The sequence below is a fragment of the Pedobacter immunditicola genome (assembly GCF_037482985.1).
Lineage (GTDB): Bacteria > Bacteroidota > Bacteroidia > Sphingobacteriales > Sphingobacteriaceae > Pedobacter > Pedobacter immunditicola.
This window is the reverse complement of record NZ_JBBHKC010000002.1, coordinates 231869-250628: the sequence shown is the minus strand read 5'-3', so window position 1 is coordinate 250628 and position 18760 is coordinate 231869. Positions and strand designations below refer to the sequence as shown.

The following is an 18760-nucleotide window of genomic DNA, read 5'->3' as shown; positions in this document are numbered from 1 at the left end:
ATTAGTTAATAGCAATATTAGAAGAATACCTATTTGTTAGTAATACTAAGAATCTTAAATTTTATATTTGTAAATAACTCATTAATTCGTCTCTTCTCTTCATTCTTACTTCCAATAAAGTAAATTAATGGGAAATATATAATTGTGGTTGTAGCACAAATAACAACAACGCGAAAGAAGCTACTATTCATTTGTGAATGAGCAAAATACACAGTTAAAAATGTTAAGGTAAATGGCACAAAGCAACTTATAAATACCTCCTTCATAAATTTCAATAAGGGATAAGACGTCAAAAAATTGAAATAATAAATTCGAAAAATTGTGTTCAAAATTTCGAGAAATATTGAAACTAAAAGGATTGAATAAGCGGGATAGCCTATTTTTAGAAATACAAAACCAATTGGTAATGTTAATAGCATTATTGAACCCGCAACAATTTGATAGTATTTAATCTTGCCAATTGCAACAACGGCGGACATGATCCCCACACTTAATTGATTTATTAAGGTTAATACTAGAATAAGCCTACAAAATACAATTGTGTGTACAGGCACATCATTTAACCACATACCTAATACCCATTCCATTTCGATAAATAATGGTATAGAAAAAATAGAGAATAAATAAAATGAAAATTTACTTGCTATAATTGCCAGATTTAACATTTGCTCTCTATTTCCATTACCTTCGCTTTTTATCATCTGGGGTCGAATTGTCTTCATCATTGTCTGTGAGAAAAACGCTAACTGACCATTGACTTGATTAGCGATACCATAAGCGGCATTTACAATCGTACCAAAAAATATGTTTAAAACAATTGCAACACCTTCATTTCTAAAAATACCTGCGATTATTCCAAAGAGATACCATCCTGCAAAAGAAGCTAAATTTAAGATGACAGATGTATCATAAAACTTCGCCAGATTAACTCGTGACTGTGTGTATTTGTGCCCACAATACAGTTTTTTAATTATTGCAATTACCACAGCAATTAAAAATAAAAGAACACCATAAGTTATTAATTTATCCGAGCTAGTATAAAGTAGATAAAACGCGATAAGCAATCTTAATAAACTTTCAACAACACCAATAATTGCAACAAATAACATATCTTCATTAGACTCAATGAGGGCATCGAATGGTACAGTTATAATTGATAAGAAAGTAGTGAGAGATACAAAATGAAATAGCAACTCCGCTGCATGAATTCTTTCTGGTTCGATCTTTAGCACACTATTTAATAAGTAAATACCAAAACATTCAAAAACGACAATTAATACAATACCTATTAAGATGTGGAGAACTAAACTATTTGCAAATATAGATTTAATGGCATTATTATCATTCCTTCCCATTTTATAAGACAAATTCCTTTGGGTGGATAACGTCATTGCACTATTGAGAAAAGCTAACATTCCAATTAACCCAGCAACAATAGTGAAAATACCAAAATCAGAAGCGCCAAGTGATCTTAAAACTATACGAGTAGAATATAACGATACTCCTACAGTGAGTATCATTCTTAAATACAACATGCCTGTGTTAAAAACTATCCTGTCAGATGCTTTCATTTTTTAATTCTGTAACCATATATGTGAGCATTATTTATAAAAAACAGACTATATTTTTCCCAACAGCAATCAGATTGAAGTATAATATTCATAAGCTATCCTCTCATATTGTAATTGGTAGCTAGCCTGTATTTGCATATTCATAGGAGATTCTTATGACAAATAATCAGTAATCCTAGACCACAAGTTCTTTTTTTTCTTTTCAATCCCGCCATAATTTCCATAGCCATAACCATAGCCGTATCCATAACCATAACCATAACCATCTGACACATTTATATCATTTACAACTAATGCCAATTGCTTCATCTTCTTTTGTTTACTTAAATCATTTACAATATTCAACTGATGCTTGAAGGTATAATTTTGGCGAACTAAATACATACATAAATCAGCATATGATGACATTAATTGAGCATCCGTTACCAGACCTACTGGCGGCGCGTCGATAATTATGTAATCATACTGTTGTTTAAGTTGTTCCATTAAGAGTTTTGTTCTAACGCTCATAAGCATTTCCGCTGGATTAGGGGGTATAGGTCCAGAGCTAATAATAAAAAGATTATCATGAATTTTTAATGGTTTTATAATATCTTTAATTTCCAGACTACTATCAATAATATAATTTGTAAAACCAAAGGAATTCGGAATATTAAGTTTAGCCGATAAACCTGGTTTCCTGAGATCCAATTCCAATAACAGAACTTTTTTATTAGAAATAGCTAAGATATTACCCAAATTTATGGCAATAAAGGATTTACCCTCACCGGACATACTAGAAGTTATTAAGATGGTTTTATCCTTTTCCTCGTTTAAATAAAAAGAAATATTTGTCCTTAATGCACGAAATTGTTCGGATATAGCTGATCTAGAACTGTTCGCTACGATTAGATTATCATTAGCATCATCATGACTAATCTCTCCAATAATTGGCACCTTAGTCAGATTAATTATATCATCCTTTGTCTGCAGCCTGTCGTTAAGTAAATCCCTAATATAAATCACTCCAATTGGCAAGACTAATCCTATTAGTAACCCAAATAAATGAATTATTGATTTTTTAGGACTAATAGGCTTAATATTTGATTTTGGCGGATCGATAGTTTTTGAGTTGGAGATATTAGAAGTTTTAGAAATTGCGGTTTCTTCACTTTTCTGCATTAAAAATATATAAAGCTCTTGTTTTATCTGTTGTTGGCGAGCTAAGTTTAAGTAGTTACGTTCAATTTCAGGAACACTTTTAACTTGACCCTCCGCCTCTGTCATTTGACTATTAATCTTATTTCTTGTGATAATGAAGCCATTTAAAGTTGTAGCCAAATTCGATTCGATATCTGCTCTTGCATTTGCTATCTCTTGGTCTAATAATATAATTTCCGGATTGACTTCAGTGACCCCGATTAACCTTCTTGCTCTTTCTAATGTTAATGTATTATATTTCTCAACTGCACCACTAAATACTAGATCAGCAGGAATTAATGAACTTGGTAAAACTCTTTTGTTTTTGTTGTCATCTTTCAAATATTCTTGTAAGCTTTTTAGAATACTTATTTGGGTTTCTATTTTACCTAAGTCACTTACATACTGACCAGTTGTCTGAACTAATAATTTTGACTGTTCAGTCATATCCGCTAAATTATTCTTTTGCTTAAACCCTTGAATATTCCCCTCAAGATCACCCAATTCTCTTCCAATAAAGCTTAAACGATTTTGAATGAACTTAACGGTGCTATCAGCAACTTCATTTTTATCTTTTAAATTGGCAGAAACATAGTTTTCAATTAATTTCGTCAGTATATCTTCTCCTTTTTTGGGAATTGGATGTGTTAATGAAAGATCTATAATTGTAATCTGTTTATTCCTAACTTCCACGGTAAGAGATTCCATTAGCTCAGCAACTCTCGAATCAACAGATTGTATACTAAAAGAATACTGATTTGGATTGATACGGACTTTATCATTCCTCAAAATTTGAATTACACCAACAAAAGGAATTTTGAACGAGTTATTAAAGGATACAACAGTATCTAGCTCATCTGTGCTAACAGATAGCTTGTTTTGATCAATTAATTTAACCTCAACATTCCGTGATACTATTGTATCTTCAGGTACAATAATTTTTATTTCAATAGGAGATTGGTATAGTTCAACACTCTTAATTCTTCCTTTTCTATAATATGTGATATTTAAATTAAGGTCTTTAACAACCTGCTCCATTAAATATCTAGTTTTTAATATTTCAGCTTCGTTATCAACTGTACTTTTAGTTCCTAAAAGACCGCCAAGGTCACCTAATAAATTATTACCTCCCATTAAACCAGCCCCCTTTTTCTCATCATTAACTAGAACTCTGGCATTAATTTTAAAAATTGGAGTTTTATATCTGGTATATAAAAAGGATAACATTAAGAATACGAATAATGAAAGAACAATCCAATACCAATTGGCTAGTATGCGTGAAAATATTTGTCTAAAATTTAGACTTTCATCACTATCACGTAAAAAGGTGTCTTCAGACGATGAATTCATTTAATATGGAAATATGTTTAAATAATGATTACAATTACAACCTTGTAAATAGAACAACAAGTACTGATAGTGCCGATCCAATAACTGCAAATGTTTGAGTTCTAGCTTGATTTAAAGAAGCGGCTTTACCTTTATTTGGTTCAACATATAACACATCATTTTGCCTCAAAAAGAAATATTGGCTGGTAAACATTTCAGTTGAATTCAAATTAAGTCGGGCAAATTCTTTTTTACCATTATTATCTCTGATCAATAAAACATTTTCTCTTCTTCCGAATATCGTCAAATCACCAGCTAGGCCTAAAGCGTCGAGTACACTAACTTTTTCATTGGGTATTGTGTATGTTGCCGGACGGCCTACTTCGCCTAAGACCGTGACTTTGAAATTGGCAAAGCGTACTTGAACATTAGGATTCTTATAAACAATAGAAGCCTTTTCCTTTAAAACATCTCTAGCCTCAAAAGTAGTTAAACCTGCAATTTTTACTCTCCCAACAACAGACAAATCAATCTCTCCATTTTTATCAACAAGAAAACCAGCAGTGGCTTGGGTAGCAGCTAAAGCACTCACTTGACCACCACTAGAGTTGACAGCTTGGGTGCCCACTTGATTTACAACCATGGAAGTTGTAGGATCTATAGTAAAAATAGAAATAGACACAATATCATCAGGTTGAATTTTTGGTTCGGTAAATACAGTGGTATTTCCTAATACAGATTGTTCAGCTAAACTAATATCTTGGAAATAGGGAACATTCTTAGTAGTCCCACAAGAGGAAAAAATAAAAAGTGAAGTTAACCCGATAAAAGTGAAGAACTTGTTTTTATTAAACGTTTTAATCATAGTAAATCTAAGCTTTCTATAGGTAAATAGAATTTGACCCAAATCTAACTTTTTAATTACACAATTTATACAGTACACCACATAATTATTTCACAGTTATACTAACAAACCGCTATTTTAATAGGGATAATTTCCAGGAGTTTCCTACAAAAACATTATTTAAAATAGCACCAGAACCCACTTTTTTATATTATTTGTCAGTTAGACGCATAGCCGCCACATCACAGTTGTCCTATTCAGCCAATTAAGATGCACATAGCTTAACACTTAGGCCATATTAAGCTAACATTAGACGGAATTCAACCTATGTAAAATTTATTTATCGTTATAGGCTCGTCTTTGCAGGAGGTTACTCTTTAAATTTAAAATCAGGTTTAAAGGAATGAAATTTAAGAAAACAATAGGTGTTTTAAATAATTTTCTGCCCGGTGTTTGAATAATCCAAAACCATCTTTTTAAGCTGATTATTATAAAATAGCAATAAAACCATGAATGAACAGTTTTCATAAACGACCGTATTGTTTTAAATAGGTGGATGCGTTACATCTGGTTTTTGTTGATGCAATTGAATATAGTCATCAGGTGAAGCTGTTTATCCTCTAAAAACCAGTCGAGCCAGACCTTCCTGCTAACTTACCCATAGCACTGCAATGCCCGCAAAAGTTAGACACTTTCTGGGGCATTTTTATGGTAAAAAGAAAAAGACAATTTAATTTAAGCTACATTTCGTTAAGCAGATTTTTAAATTTTACCAATTTGCTACACCTACTTATGTAATCGATTTGGCTGACCAGACTATCGCCTTAATAAAATCAAATAAGCAAGTACATGGTATTATCATTACAGCAATGACGGTGTGAACTCCTGGTATAATTTGCAAAAGGAATCTTTGATTTGAGCAAAACTTATGTAAACGCTTATCTAATTGCTACATCAGAATCTCCTACTAAAACAATACGCCCGATTTTTTTCGATCATAAATAAAAGTAAAAAAACTTTTGATGTAGAAATCCTTATTGGAGGGATACTTTAGAAAATTATAGAAATACATTAAACAATAACTAACTGAGTAAATCGCTAGGAGCAATTCAGTAGCTGGGAGAATTCCCAGCTACTACACAATGACCTAATCAAAAAAATAACTCCTTGTTTTTAAAAGGGTAATTGTCCAGCTTTTCATATAAAACACCAGTTAATACCGAATGAGTTAGTACTTGCAGGTGTTTATCATGATGGAGGTCTGTGGCGGCGAGGTTATAAAAGCCTTGCCCCAGCAGGTACTCTGCACAAACCTTTACATCTTTACCATAATAACCTAACACAGCAAGCAAATTCAGCTGGAACAAAACATTCATTTCTTTTAAGCGATGGAACCGTTCCCGGCTCCGGTGGTAGAAATTATACCTTTCAGGATGCGCCAGTACAACCTGGTATCCCCTGATCTGCAAATCAAAGACAACCTGTTCGATATTGGGCGTCTCATTCAAATAAGACATCTCAATCAGGATATGTTTGTTGGGCAAACACAAAAGATCATCCTCTACGGTAAAGCCATCATCTACCATATGCTCTGCCGCTGCTGTCAACACCACATCCACCTGTGCAGCTTCCAGGGCATTAACTAATAGCACCCTAGCCGAATTAATCGTCTCGGCGGTATTGGGATATAAATCACTGATAATATGAGGGGTGCAGTGGAATTTGGAGATCCCCAATTCCTTTAAGGCTTTGATATAGGCAACGGAAGTCTCCACATCCGGCGAGCCATCATCAATACCAGGCAATAAATGAGAATGGAGGTCCACCCCAAGCCAGGTCAGATCTTTTACAAGCGCTTTCTTTTTCTTAAAGATGGAAAACATTTTATGCATTTAATTTTAGTAAACTTATAAAAAAATTACATTAAAGCAAAACTGTCTTCACGTTGAATTCGTCATCCCGGCCTTGGAATCGTCATTAAATAGATCCCGGAACGGTGTCCGGGATGACGAAGCGACGTCATCGTGGGCTCGTCATCCCGGGCCCCGTTCCGGGATCTCGCCCTACCAGGCTAGGCCCCTCAAATCCAAAAATGGTAAATATGACTCACCACTTTTTCTCTGAGTCCGCATTTTTCATAAAACCGGCAAGCATTCACATTTGCCGATTGAGTGGCTACTTCAACTGAATCTACACCCTGCGCATATAAATATTTTTTAACCTGGTTGACCAATTGTTTACCAAATCCTTTTCCTTTTGATTGATCATCAATGGCTAACAGACCAATGACGCCAACACCGTTTTTGACGGAAAGTGTGATCATCCCCTGTATTTTTTCATTCGGTATGATCACAAAGACTTTATCTGCGATAACCTTTTGAACAGAATTAGTGATCCACACTTGATACAACCTTTTAAAATCGGCCTTTTTAAAATTCACATCTAATTTAAAGCGGGAGAACTCAGCACTGATATACGCCAATTGTTCAAGCGCAGGAGCTACAACGGTTGAATGATATTCTTCCACTAGGGAGGTATCCTCTTGAGTATCATCAATGACACCGCCGAAAATGATTTTACGATCGACTAATTTTCCGTTAAAGTCTTCTAGAATAACATTGTCTAAATGAAGATCCCGATCACCAATAAAATAGAGCAGGCGATATTGATCTCGCTTTGCCTGCTTAAACAATTCGATCAGATCCGCATTGTTTAATTCAGCTTGTGAACAGCGAACTTGTCCGATTTTAATCCCAAAAAAATCAGAGTCCCAATTTAAATATTCAATGATCATTTCGTAAAATATAATAGATATGAATGACTAAATAGATCCCGGAACGGAGCCCGGGATGACGTCCTGCATCGTATCCAATACCTCAAACTGCGAATTCTGACTGATATACTCTGGTACCATCCTTTTCATTTGCAGCACCACTTCCTGGTTATCGTTGCGCATGGCTTTATTTAACAAATCATGGACCTGCAGATCGACTACCGCAAAAACACCGGGTTTCACTTTACCAATCATGATCTTTTCATGGTGTGTCGGCATCGTGTTTTCCTCATCATTCAGCAGCTCTTCGTATAATTTCTCGCCCGGCCTTAATCCCGTAAAAGCGATTTTAATATCTTGCTCGGGAATCATTCCCGCCAGGCGGATCATCTTCCTGGCCAGATCAGCAATCTTGACGGAATCACCCATATCAAATACATAGATCTCCCCGCCTTTGCCCATGGAGCCTGCTTCCAATACCAAACGGCAGGCTTCAGGAATGGTCATAAAATAACGTGTAATATCCGGATGAGTCACCGTGACCGGCCCTCCTTTTTCAATCTGCTGCTGGAACCTTGGGATCACCGATCCGTTGGAGCCCAAGACATTGCCAAAACGGGTGGTAATAAACCGGGTGCCGGAAGAATGGTTGCGCGACTGCACATAGATTTCTGCGATCCGCTTGGAGGCGCCCATGATATTGGTGGGGTTAACCGCTTTATCGGTGGAGATCATCACAAACTTTTCTACATCATGCTGGATACTCAGGTCGCTTAGGATTTTAGTGCCCAATACATTGGTCTTGATTGCTTCTGAAGGATTGTCTTCCATCATCGGCACATGTTTATAGGCGGCGGCATGGTAGACATATTGTGGCTTGAAGGAATCAAACAGGAAACGCATCCTGCGTTCATCCCGCACATCACCGATAAAGGCATGGAACATCGCGTCCTCGTAGATTTCCCCCAGCTCCAGTTGTAAATTGTGCAGGCCGGTTTCACTTTGATCGCACATCACGATCAGCCCGGTTTCAAATTGCATCAGCTGCCGCACAATTTCACTGCCAATGGAACCCGCAGCTCCGGTAATCAGAATGGTTTTGCCTTTCAATTCGCTTTGGATCGCCAGAGTATCGATATGGATCGGCTCACGGTTCAGCAGGTCTTCTATATTGAGGTGCTGGATCTGCGTGGTATGGACGTTGCCCTTGGCCCACACTTCATGGGGGGGAATATTTAACACGTTGACATTGTTTTCCAGGCAGATGTTAACGATTTTATTTTTACGTTCTAAGGGGATGGTATAACTGGCGAAAATAATTTCATCGAGCTCATGTTCCACAATCAGGCATTCCAGCCTGGCTGCGTCCAGAATCTTTACCCCCAGGATGGTCTTGCCTACCTTGCGGGGGTCATCATCGACAAAGGCAATGATCTGTTTGTTCACTTTTGCATCATCATCAAAAGTCCGCTTCGTGGTAATCCCAGCCTCCCCTGCACCATAAATGATCACCCGCACTTTATCCAGGCTCACATTTTTGATAAAGACAAACACGAACTTCACCATAATCCGGTAAATGATCAGGAACAGGAAACTGCTGAGCGCAAAGATAATGATGACCACATTGGACAAAAAGAGTTCGCCACCAATGGCCAGGGTGACCATATTGGTACCAAACAAAAGTGCCGTACTGCTCAACACGGCCAACAGGATCCGAAAGGTATCTTGCCCCGAGGTAAAGCGTACGATGCCTGCATAGGTTTTGAAAGCGACAAAGACCGCCGTGTTGACCACTAGGCACAAGGCAAGGGATTTATACAAGTTCAACAGGTTGATCTCGTACACCAAAAAGTTCTTTTTCAGGGTCTTTGCCAGTAACATGGCAATGATACAGAGACTGATGTCTATGAGGAAAATTATCCAGCGGGGAAATATTCTTATTTGTGAGGGCATTGAATTTAGTTAGCTGTCGCAAAACTAAAGAAATTAATTTAATTATCCGTCATGGTCCGTTCTGGCATCCCGGGCATGATGACGTCATGATGACGTCATCCCAGCCATGGTGCCGTCGTGGTGTCGTCATCCCGGGCCCCGTTCCGGGATCTCAAATAGATACCGGAACGGAGTCCGGCATGACGGCGCTACTGTTCCTTTAACTGCAAAATCGGCTTCGCCCACACATAAACCAACACCAACGGTAACGTAGTAATTAAAAACAAAAGGGTGAAATGATCTGGATAAAATACCACCAGTGCAATAATTAATAATTGCAGCGCGGTATAGATCAGCGAGATGAGTAAATGTGGCCACTGTTGATCATTGGCCAGAATTTGGTAGAAATGCAAACGGTGTGCATCAAGGATATTCTGTCTTAAAAATAACCGGTGGATAATGGTCAGCACGGCATCCACGCCATAAACCGCCAGGAATAAGATATAAGCGACATGCCCCGAGCTGATGATCAGTTGCATCAGCAGCATGATGATCCAGAAAGCAATGGTCACACTGCCCACATCACCGGCAAAACACCTGGCTTTGCTCCGGAAATTGAAAAACAGGAAGACCAGGCTGGCCAAGATCGGCAGCCAGATCATGTCGGGATCGATGAAATTGAATTTTTGGTAATTCACATACTGCAGGCCGGCCAAGATCACCAGGCTATAGGTGCCCGTGATGCCGTTGATGCCATCCATAAAGTTATAGGCATTGATGATACCGATGACCATGATATAAAGCAGTACGGTGACCCAGATGGGGTAAGTGCTGAAGATGTCGAAATATTGAAATAATAAACTCACGGCAAGCAGGTGAAAAGTAATCCTGATTTTCCGGGAAAGCGTGAGCCGGTCGTCTGCAAAACTGACCCCGCCAATAATGAACATGGCTAAAATGGGTAGCCAGTATTCGGGTTGCATGATCACCGCGGCCAGGGCTGCAATAAGGTAAATGATGCCACCGCCCCTGATGGTGACCGCTGTATGCGAGCTCCGTCCATTGGGCCTGTCTATGATGTTGTAATGGTCTGCTAGCTTAAAGTAAAGCAACATCAAAAGATAGAATATTGGCAATAAGATCAGGTATATCATAATGTAGCTCGCATATTTCTTAAATGGGCGCTAAATTAATAATTTTGTTCGATCAGGTGGTCATATTCTTCGAACTTTGAATTTTTACTTTTATATTCAGGTAGGATCTTTTTCATCTGCATCACCACCTTGTGGTTGTCATTTGCACTGGCATGGGATAGTAAGGCAGAAACGTCGGTTTCCACCGCATTGAATACATATTCACGGACCTTGGCGATCATGATCTTTTCATGGTGGGTAGCCATCGTGTTTTCATTGTCGTTCAATAACTCTTCATATAATTTCTCGCCGGGTCTTAAACCGGAAAAGATGATCTTGATGTCTTTGTTCGGGACCAGTCCTGCGAGGTGGATCATCCTTTTGGCAAGGTCCACAATCTTCACCGAGCTGCCCATGTCGAAAATAAAGATCTCACCGCCCCTCCCCATACAACCGGCTTCCAATACCAGACGACAGGCTTCAGGAATGGTCATGAAATAACGAGTGATATCCGGATGGGTGACCGTAACCGGCCCGCCTTTTTCAATTTGCTGCTTAAACCGCGGGATCACCGATCCGTTGGAACCCAATACATTCCCAAACCTGGTGGTGATAAACTTCGTAATGGGTTTGATGTCCGGGTTATTCAAATAACTTAAACCGTTCTGGAAAATAACCGACCTGCTGTTGAGTGAATTGTTCAGTGACTGTACATAAATCTCTGCAATCCGTTTCGAGGCCCCCATGATATTGGTCGGATTGACCGCTTTATCGGTGGAGATCATCACAAACTTACTGACCCCATATTTGATACTGAGGTCTGCAACAGTTTTTGTACCCGAAACATTGGTCTTGATCGCCTCCGCAGGATTGTCTTCCATCATCGGCACATGTTTATAGGCGGCTGCATGATAAACATAGTGTGGCTTGAAAAGTTGGAACATGTATTCCATCCTTTGTTTGTCCTTCACATCGCCCATAAAAGCCTGGAAGTTTTTATTGCCGTAACGCTCCTCTAATTCTAAATATAAATTATGAAGGCCGGTTTCACTTTGATCGCACATCAGGATCAAGCCTGCCTCAAACTTCATCAGCTGCCTGATGATTTCACTGCCGATAGAACCCGCAGCGCCCGTAATTAAAATGGTTTTGCCTTTAAGCTCGTCCTGGATCCGCTCGAAATCAATCTGGATTTGCCTGCGGTCCAATAGGTCTTCGATATTGATGTTCTGGATCTGGGTGGTTTTTACATGTCCATTGCTCCATACATCTGCCGGTGGGATATTTAACACCTTGATCTGCCGCGAAAGACATAAGTCAACGATCTGGTTCTTGCGCTCCAACGGGATGGTGTAACTGGCGAAAACAAGTTCATCGAATTTACCTTTTAAAATCAGCTTATCCAGGCCACTGGCGTTTAAGATCTTTGTTCCTTCAATCATTTTTCCTACTTTACGCAGGTCATCATCAACGAAGGCCACAATACGCTTGTTGATTTTGGTATCATCATTAAATGCCCTTTTGGTCGCTAAACCGGCATCGCCCGCACCATAAATGATCACACTCACCTTGTGCAGGCTCATGTTTTTGGCATACATAAAGAGGTATTTGACCAGGATCCGGTAGGTGATCAGGAATAAAAAGCTGAAAAGGGTATAGATAATGATAGTCACGGTACTCATCAGCGAAGTGCCGCTGAACGACATTGTCAAGGTGTTGGCCGCGAAAATAAAGAAGGAACTGATGACGATGGAGGTCAGGATGCGGAACGAATCCTGGCTGGAGGTGTACCTCACGATCCCTGCATAGGTTTTAAAGCCTGCAAACACCAGGGCGTTGACAACCACCACAACCATAATCGACTTGTAAAGCGCGAGCATGTCGATATCCCCAATAATGAGGTTATACTTTAAGAGCTTCGCCAAAATTAAAGCGAAAACACTCAGGCCGATATCAATCAAAAAGATGATCCATCGGGGTACAATTTCAATTTTCGAAAATATTCCTTTCATAATCCTTCAGAACGGGGGATCAACAATAATTGAACCAATTTCAATCAAAGCACTTTTTAACCCCCTCAATCACCCTTTCCAGATCTTCATCGGAAAGATTTGATCCAGATGGGATACACATGCCATGCTGGAACAAATCATCGGCCGTCCCATTCAGGTAAGAAGGACTCTGTTTGAAGACCGGCTGCAAATGCATCGGTTTCCACAAAGGCCTGCATTCTATATTATCATTCCCCAGCGCCTCGATCACCTCCTCCTTACAAACGCCGTCAGTTTGCCCGGGATCGATATAAAGTGTGCTCAACCAACGATTTGAGAAATAACCGGCTGGTTCATCCAATAGGCTCAAACCCTTGATTCCCGAAAATGCATCTTTGTAAGTTTCAAAATTGGATCGGTGCTTTTCAATGTGCATATCAAGCACCTCCATCTGCCCGCAGCCCAGCCCCGCCGAGATATTGCTCATCCGGTAATTGTACCCGATCTGGCTATGTTGGTAATGGGGTGCCGGGTCCCGCGCCTGTGTTGCCAGGAATCTTGCCTTCTCTACATAGTAGCTTTTACTGGACAGCAGGGCGCCGCCCCCCGAAGTGGTGATGATCTTGTTTCCGTTGAAAGAGAAGATACCCATCGTCCCGAAACTACCCATGGATTTACCGTTCAGCTTTGATCCCAAAGCCTCCGCCGCATCCTCCACCACCGGAATCTCATACCGCTCAGCGATCGCCATGATCTTATCCATCTGCGCCGGCATCCCATATAAATGTACCGGGATAATGGCTGCAGGTTTCTTCCCCTTTTTGATCCGGTCTTCAATGGCAATCTGCAATAAGTCCGGACACATGTTCCAGGTCGTTTTTTCGCTGTCTATAAATACAGGCAATGCGCCTAAATAGGCAATGGGATTGGCGCTCGCAGAGAAAGTCAGGGATTGGCAAATGACCTCGTCGCCGGGTTTAACGCCCAGCATGATCAGGGCAAGGTGAAGTCCTGCGGTGCCTGAACTTAGAGCCGCAGCATAAGGGATATGGGTATAGGCCGCCAGATTTAACTCAAAACGATCTACATGGGGCCCCAGGGGAGCAATCCAGTTGGATTCAAAGGCTTCTGTAATGTATTTCTGCTCTGTGCCTCCCATGTGGGGAGAGGAGAGCCATATCTTCGGATTCATGTAACACTCCATTTCTTACTTAAATAAATCTGATTCTTTCATCACAATGGGATCTGCATCGACGTCTCTTAAAAACACAAGGTCATCCTCAAATTGGTAATGGACTGCCGCCTGGTCTGCTGGCTGCTGACCGAACATAAAGTTCAGCGTGTCCAAAGGCAGGTTTGCGCCGCCTGCGGCCAGCGAGGATGTAAAGGCAACATGCCTGATGTTCACCTCGGTGATCTTCGGCTTTCCATCTGCTGCTTCTTTAAAGTCGACCGTAAAAATGCCGTTCAAACCGCTGTTGTATTTCGTGGCAATGTGCACCAGAGCCTGCTCTGCCACCCTCACCAGTTCAGGAGAGTTGAGTAAGCGCCCAAAGGACGTATTGCCCGTGATGCCGGATGGAGCGACTTTCGCCATAATGTAATGGACACGCTCTGCACAGGCCGTCCGCTGCAGCTTACCGTTATAATACAAAAGTTTACAGGCCAGGTTACGCCCGGGAAGGTATTCTGTCGCCAGGTACTCCTTGATCCCTGGATTGATCGAGATCCATTGCTGCAATTCGGCCTCCTCCTTGATCTTTAAAGAGCCCAGTCCGCTGGAACCTGAGGTGCTCCTGATCCAGAAAGGCCTGCCCACCTGCGCCACGAGCTGCTGATAGTCGTAATACACCGGATCAAGCGGGTAATATTTTGGAATCAGGCCGGTGCCGCTCAGGTGTTCATGCAAGGCATGTTTATCGGTAAGCACCAGTGACAGGGCATGGCTGGGTAAATGCAGATGGATGGATTTGTTTAATTGGGAATGGTTTTTAGCCCACTCAATCACCTCAATCTCGGGAAGGATGATCGCCCCCTCAATGCCATGGGCTTCGATCACCTCGTTGATCTTGTCCCAGTAATATATATTGTGCGCAGGCGGTACAATGAGCCCTTTGCTGAATAACGTTTTATCATACAGCCCATAAGCCAGGGGGTTACAATCCACGCCTATAAATTCATAATCCGACGCTGCTGCACCGCCGAACATCTTGATGGCTCTCACAAAAGATCGGGGTGTCGGACCGCCTACCCCTGTTACTAAAATCTTCTTCATATCACCATTTAATTTATTTCGTTTCGTTTGTTGCTTCGTGGGCTTCCGTCATCCCGGACTCCGTTCCGGGATCTCATTAGAAATGCTGTCATTAACTTGTTTCTAATACTGGTTCAACATTCAGCTGGTTACGTCATCCCGGACTCCGTTCCGGGATCTCATTAGAATGCTGTCATTAACTTGTTTCTAATACTGGTTCAACATTCAGCTGGTTACGTCATCCCGGACTCCGTTCCGGGATCTCATTAGAAATGCTGTCATTAACTTGTTTCTAATACTGGTTCAACATTCAGCTGATACTAATGTTTTGATTGATTATTAACAATTTACAAAATAATGGAATATTTGAAGAAACAAGTGTTTGAAATAGCAATAATTAATATTCTATGTAAAAACGTATTAATTATATTTAGTTATTTTATTATTTTAGTAGGAAACTTATTAAGGGAAACTATCAGGTGTTCGTCGTTACGGGATCCCGGAACGGAGCCCGGGATGACGATCGCAGCCCGAGTGACGATTGTAGCTTAATTGTTTCCATTAAACGGCTGCATTGGCCGGGATACGCTCTGGTTCACGCCTTCCTTCCGGATGACCTTCACCACCGTCAGACAAAAGATCTTGAAATCCAGCCCCGGACTCAGCTCGTCCACATACTGAACATCGTACCTGAATTTCTCTGTCCAGCTGATGCTGTTCCGCCCGTTTACCTGCGCCAGCCCCGTGATCCCCGGCTTAACGTCATGCCGACGCCGCTGCGCTGCCGTGTACAGGGGAATGTACTTAGGCAATAGGGGCCGCGGACCAACAAAGCTCATTTCGCCCCGCAGGATGTTGACCAGTTGGGGAAGTTCATCAATAGAAAGCTTCCGGATGACACCCCCAATCCAGGTGATCCGTTCCCCATCCGGCAACAGCACACCCCTGTCATCGCGCCTGTCGGTCATCGTCTTGAACTTGATGATCTGGAATAACTGCTCCCCCTTCCCCGGCCGTGGCTGCAGGAAAAAAGGGTTCCCCCGGTTGGCTATAAAAAGACACAGGGTGACAGCCAGCAGTAACGGACTTAAAATGAAAAGCGCAAGGAAAGCAACCATAAAATCGATAAGGTGCTTGAAATATTTCTGATACATACATCGTCATCCCGGATTAGTTCCGGGATCTATTTTGATTGGAAATTGAATGATTCTTGATCGTTATGCCAGCGCCTTATACTCCTCCAGCAAAGCATCCCAAACCAGCTGCTGTTCGTATTTCTCCACAATAATCGCCCGGGCATTGGCTTGTAGCTTTTGCATCACTTCTTTATTGACCAGAAGGCTCAGCATCGCCGCACATAAGGCTGCACTGTCTTTGACTGGGATAATTAAGCCGTTGACATGCGCTGTGATGATTTCATTGCAGCCATTGATATCGGTAACGATACAGGGTAAGCCCATGGCACCGGCCTGCATCACCACATTCGGGAAACCCTCCCGGTAACTGGGGAAGGTCAGTACATCGCTGATGGCAAAATAGGGCCGCACATCCGCCTGGAACCCTGTTGAGATAATGTGGGTATTGCTGTTGATTTCCGCCAGCGTATGGGGTGCTAAGGGATCCAATTCGGGCTCCTGCACGCCTACCAAAATCAGCCGGGTATGCGGATAAAGTTGGTTGACGGTCTTAAATGCACTCACCAGTTCATTGATGCCCTTATCTTTGACCAGCCGCCCCACATAGATAAAGACAAGGGCGTTTTCCGGGATCTGAAGTTCATTTCTTAAAGCTGCTTTATGCTCCGCGGCGTACAGGGCCGGGTTAAACCTCGCGGTGTTGATGCCATTGGAACTCCCGTTCCCGATCACTTTTACTTTACCTTTTTTGCAAAAGCCATTTTTTACAATGATGTCCGACAAGGCATGGGAATTCGGGTAGACCTTCGTTGAACAGGCATAGGTCAGCTTTTCAACGAAATTAAGTAAGGTCCTTTTCCTCCCCCGGCTTTCCAGTAAGGGTAGCCCTGCCACGGTATGCAGCCGGTGGGGGACTCCGGCGAGAAAGGCGGCCAGCATCCCGATGGTTCCTGCTTTGGGCGTATGGGTGTGGACGATCGCAGGCTTTTCTTTTCGGAGGTACTTGTATAATTTGTACAGCGCTTTAAGGTCTGCAAAGGGGGTGATTTGCCGGGTGAGTTCCACCGCATACACCGATACGCCTTCTTTCTCGCTGACCTGCTGTAACCTTTCTGCATTGGAGGAGATCGCCGTTACAGCATAGTATTGCTGCATATAACCCAACTGGTGTTCGAGTAACCTTTCCAATGAGTTGGGAACGGTGGTAATTCTGATCAGTTTCTTCATCACGCTTGCATCCTGCTAATTTGTAACCCTTGATCCTTTCACGGATAGTTGTCGCTGCACTTCCCTTCCATTACTTTGATATTTATTGCCCGAAACTTTCTTCGAATTCATGACCATACCGGAGACGCCCGATGCTTTATAGTATTGGGAAGGCACTTTGATGGTGTTATTGGTAAAGACCATATTTGTCATATTGATATACGGGAAATAACTGCTGATTTTAGCTTTACCTGTATATTCCAGGGTACACCGATCGATGACCACCGAGCGTTCTGTTCCTTTGTTGACAGCGATGAAACCGCTGCTGCTGCTTCGGATCACACAATTTCTGAACACACTGCTCGTTCCGGCCTTCCGGGCGGGATAAATATTCGCTTTCCCCAGGTCAAAATGGCAATCTTCGAACAGCACCTCCTTCGCATTCACCAACACCCCCAGCCGGTTGCTGTTTTTATCCGCCACGAATTTGCAGGATCTTAACACAATCTGCCTGGAAGTAGCCGGATGTGACACCAGCAACTGCGGTCCCCGGTTGTTCGCAAAAGTGCAGTTGTTGAACTGGATGTCCACAACACGCTCGGTTTGCCTATTCGGCTCGATATCCACACCTCCACTTGGCGCATGCCGACCGTATTTCCCTCCCGTGATGCCTGTATTGATGAATTTACAATTGTTGAAAACGCCTTTCTCTAACTGGATGATCGACATCCCCTGCCTGGCATTATTGGAGGAAACTAGATTTTCGCCGGTCACATTTTTTGAATGGTTCCGGATATAGATGCCGTCGGTCTGCGCATGATGGATATTCAGGTTTTTGAGCTTTACGTTTTCTGACCGATTGATGAAGATCAGGTGTCCCCCGCTTTCATTTACCTTTTTGTCTTTGCTCATCTGGTCCACATTCCCATCCAGCGTTAATCCTTCAATCGTCACGTTTTTACAATAGCTGAGCTTGATCGGTGTGATCGCCGTAATGCTGCTGAAAGTGTGGTTCGCATTTTTACGGGTAACCTTCCGGTGGATATCCCCCTTTACAGCGATAGTGGCTTTCTCCCCGTAAATCCGCAGCCCGTCACAGTATTTAAATTCCAAATCGGTAGTGTCCACACTTTTCTTGCCTTGATGGTAAACATCAAGGTAATAAGTGCCCGGCGGGAAATACAATAAGCCCCCTTTCTGCGCATTGATTTGTGCCACTGCTTTTTTCAATGCCGGATAATCATTGCTTTTTCCATCGCCTTTAGCGCCATAGGATTTGACATTCACCGTCTTGTATTGCCCCAAGACAAGCGCAGCGGTTTGAAAGAGGAGAAATAGAGTTAAGTAAATTGCTTTCATCTTCGTTTTTTTTCGTCATCAGCGTAGTGCGCGTCATGCCGGATTTTGTGCAC

General features: G+C 41.7%; 13 protein-coding genes. All 13 read right to left on the bottom strand.

Annotated elements, in window-relative coordinates:
• Positions 1-29: 29 nt before the first annotated feature.
• Positions 30-1571 (bottom strand): lipopolysaccharide biosynthesis protein, encoded by a 1542-nt coding sequence (locus WG905_RS03655; protein WP_339590346.1) that lies wholly within the window; start codon positions 1569-1571, stop codon positions 30-32.
• 153 nt (positions 1572-1724) lie between these two features.
• Positions 1725-4100 carry a GumC family protein gene (locus tag WG905_RS03650; RefSeq protein ID WP_339590345.1) on the bottom strand — a complete coding sequence of 792 codons (2376 nt, stop codon included), beginning with the start codon at positions 4098-4100 and terminating at the stop codon, positions 1725-1727.
• A 34-nt stretch (positions 4101-4134) separates the two neighbouring features.
• Positions 4135-4944, bottom strand: a complete 810-nt coding sequence (locus WG905_RS03645) for a polysaccharide biosynthesis/export family protein (protein WP_339590344.1) — start codon at positions 4942-4944, stop codon at positions 4135-4137.
• Positions 4945-6074: 1130 nt separating this feature from the next.
• The gene (locus tag WG905_RS03640) at positions 6075-6806 is read right to left on the bottom strand and encodes a tyrosine-protein phosphatase (RefSeq protein WP_339590343.1); all 732 of its coding nucleotides are present in this window, start codon (positions 6804-6806) and stop codon (positions 6075-6077) included.
• A gap of 197 nt (positions 6807-7003) precedes the next feature.
• Positions 7004-7717, bottom strand: coding sequence for a GNAT family N-acetyltransferase (locus WG905_RS03635; RefSeq protein ID WP_339590342.1), 714 nt, complete (start codon positions 7715-7717; stop codon positions 7004-7006).
• A gap of 27 nt (positions 7718-7744) precedes the next feature.
• Positions 7745-9649: a polysaccharide biosynthesis protein gene (locus WG905_RS03630; protein ID WP_339590341.1), complete on the bottom strand. Its 1905-nt coding sequence runs from the start codon at positions 9647-9649 to the stop codon at positions 7745-7747.
• Positions 9650-9837: 188 nt separating this feature from the next.
• Entirely contained in the window at positions 9838-10782 is a 945-nt protein-coding gene (locus WG905_RS03625; RefSeq protein ID WP_339590340.1) for an MraY family glycosyltransferase, read from the bottom strand.
• A 35-nt stretch (positions 10783-10817) separates the two neighbouring features.
• On the bottom strand, positions 10818-12773 hold the full coding sequence (locus WG905_RS03620; protein ID WP_339590339.1) for a polysaccharide biosynthesis protein: 1956 nt from the start codon (positions 12771-12773) through the stop codon (positions 10818-10820).
• 40 nt (positions 12774-12813) lie between these two features.
• On the bottom strand, positions 12814-13944 hold the full coding sequence (locus WG905_RS03615) for a DegT/DnrJ/EryC1/StrS family aminotransferase (RefSeq protein ID WP_339590338.1): 1131 nt from the start codon (positions 13942-13944) through the stop codon (positions 12814-12816).
• 15 nt (positions 13945-13959) lie between these two features.
• Positions 13960-15027, bottom strand: coding sequence for an ATP-grasp domain-containing protein (locus WG905_RS03610; protein ID WP_339590337.1), 1068 nt, complete (start codon positions 15025-15027; stop codon positions 13960-13962).
• Positions 15028-15554: 527 nt separating this feature from the next.
• Positions 15555-16160 (bottom strand): sugar transferase, encoded by a 606-nt coding sequence (locus WG905_RS03605; protein ID WP_339590336.1) that lies wholly within the window; start codon positions 16158-16160, stop codon positions 15555-15557.
• 63 nt (positions 16161-16223) lie between these two features.
• Positions 16224-17369, bottom strand: a complete 1146-nt coding sequence (locus tag WG905_RS03600) for a glycosyltransferase family 4 protein (protein WP_339590335.1) — start codon at positions 17367-17369, stop codon at positions 16224-16226.
• Between the two features lie 15 nt (positions 17370-17384).
• Positions 17385-18707 (bottom strand): glycosyl hydrolase family 28-related protein, encoded by a 1323-nt coding sequence (locus WG905_RS03595; RefSeq protein WP_339590334.1) that lies wholly within the window; start codon positions 18705-18707, stop codon positions 17385-17387.
• Positions 18708-18760: the final 53 nt, after the last annotated feature.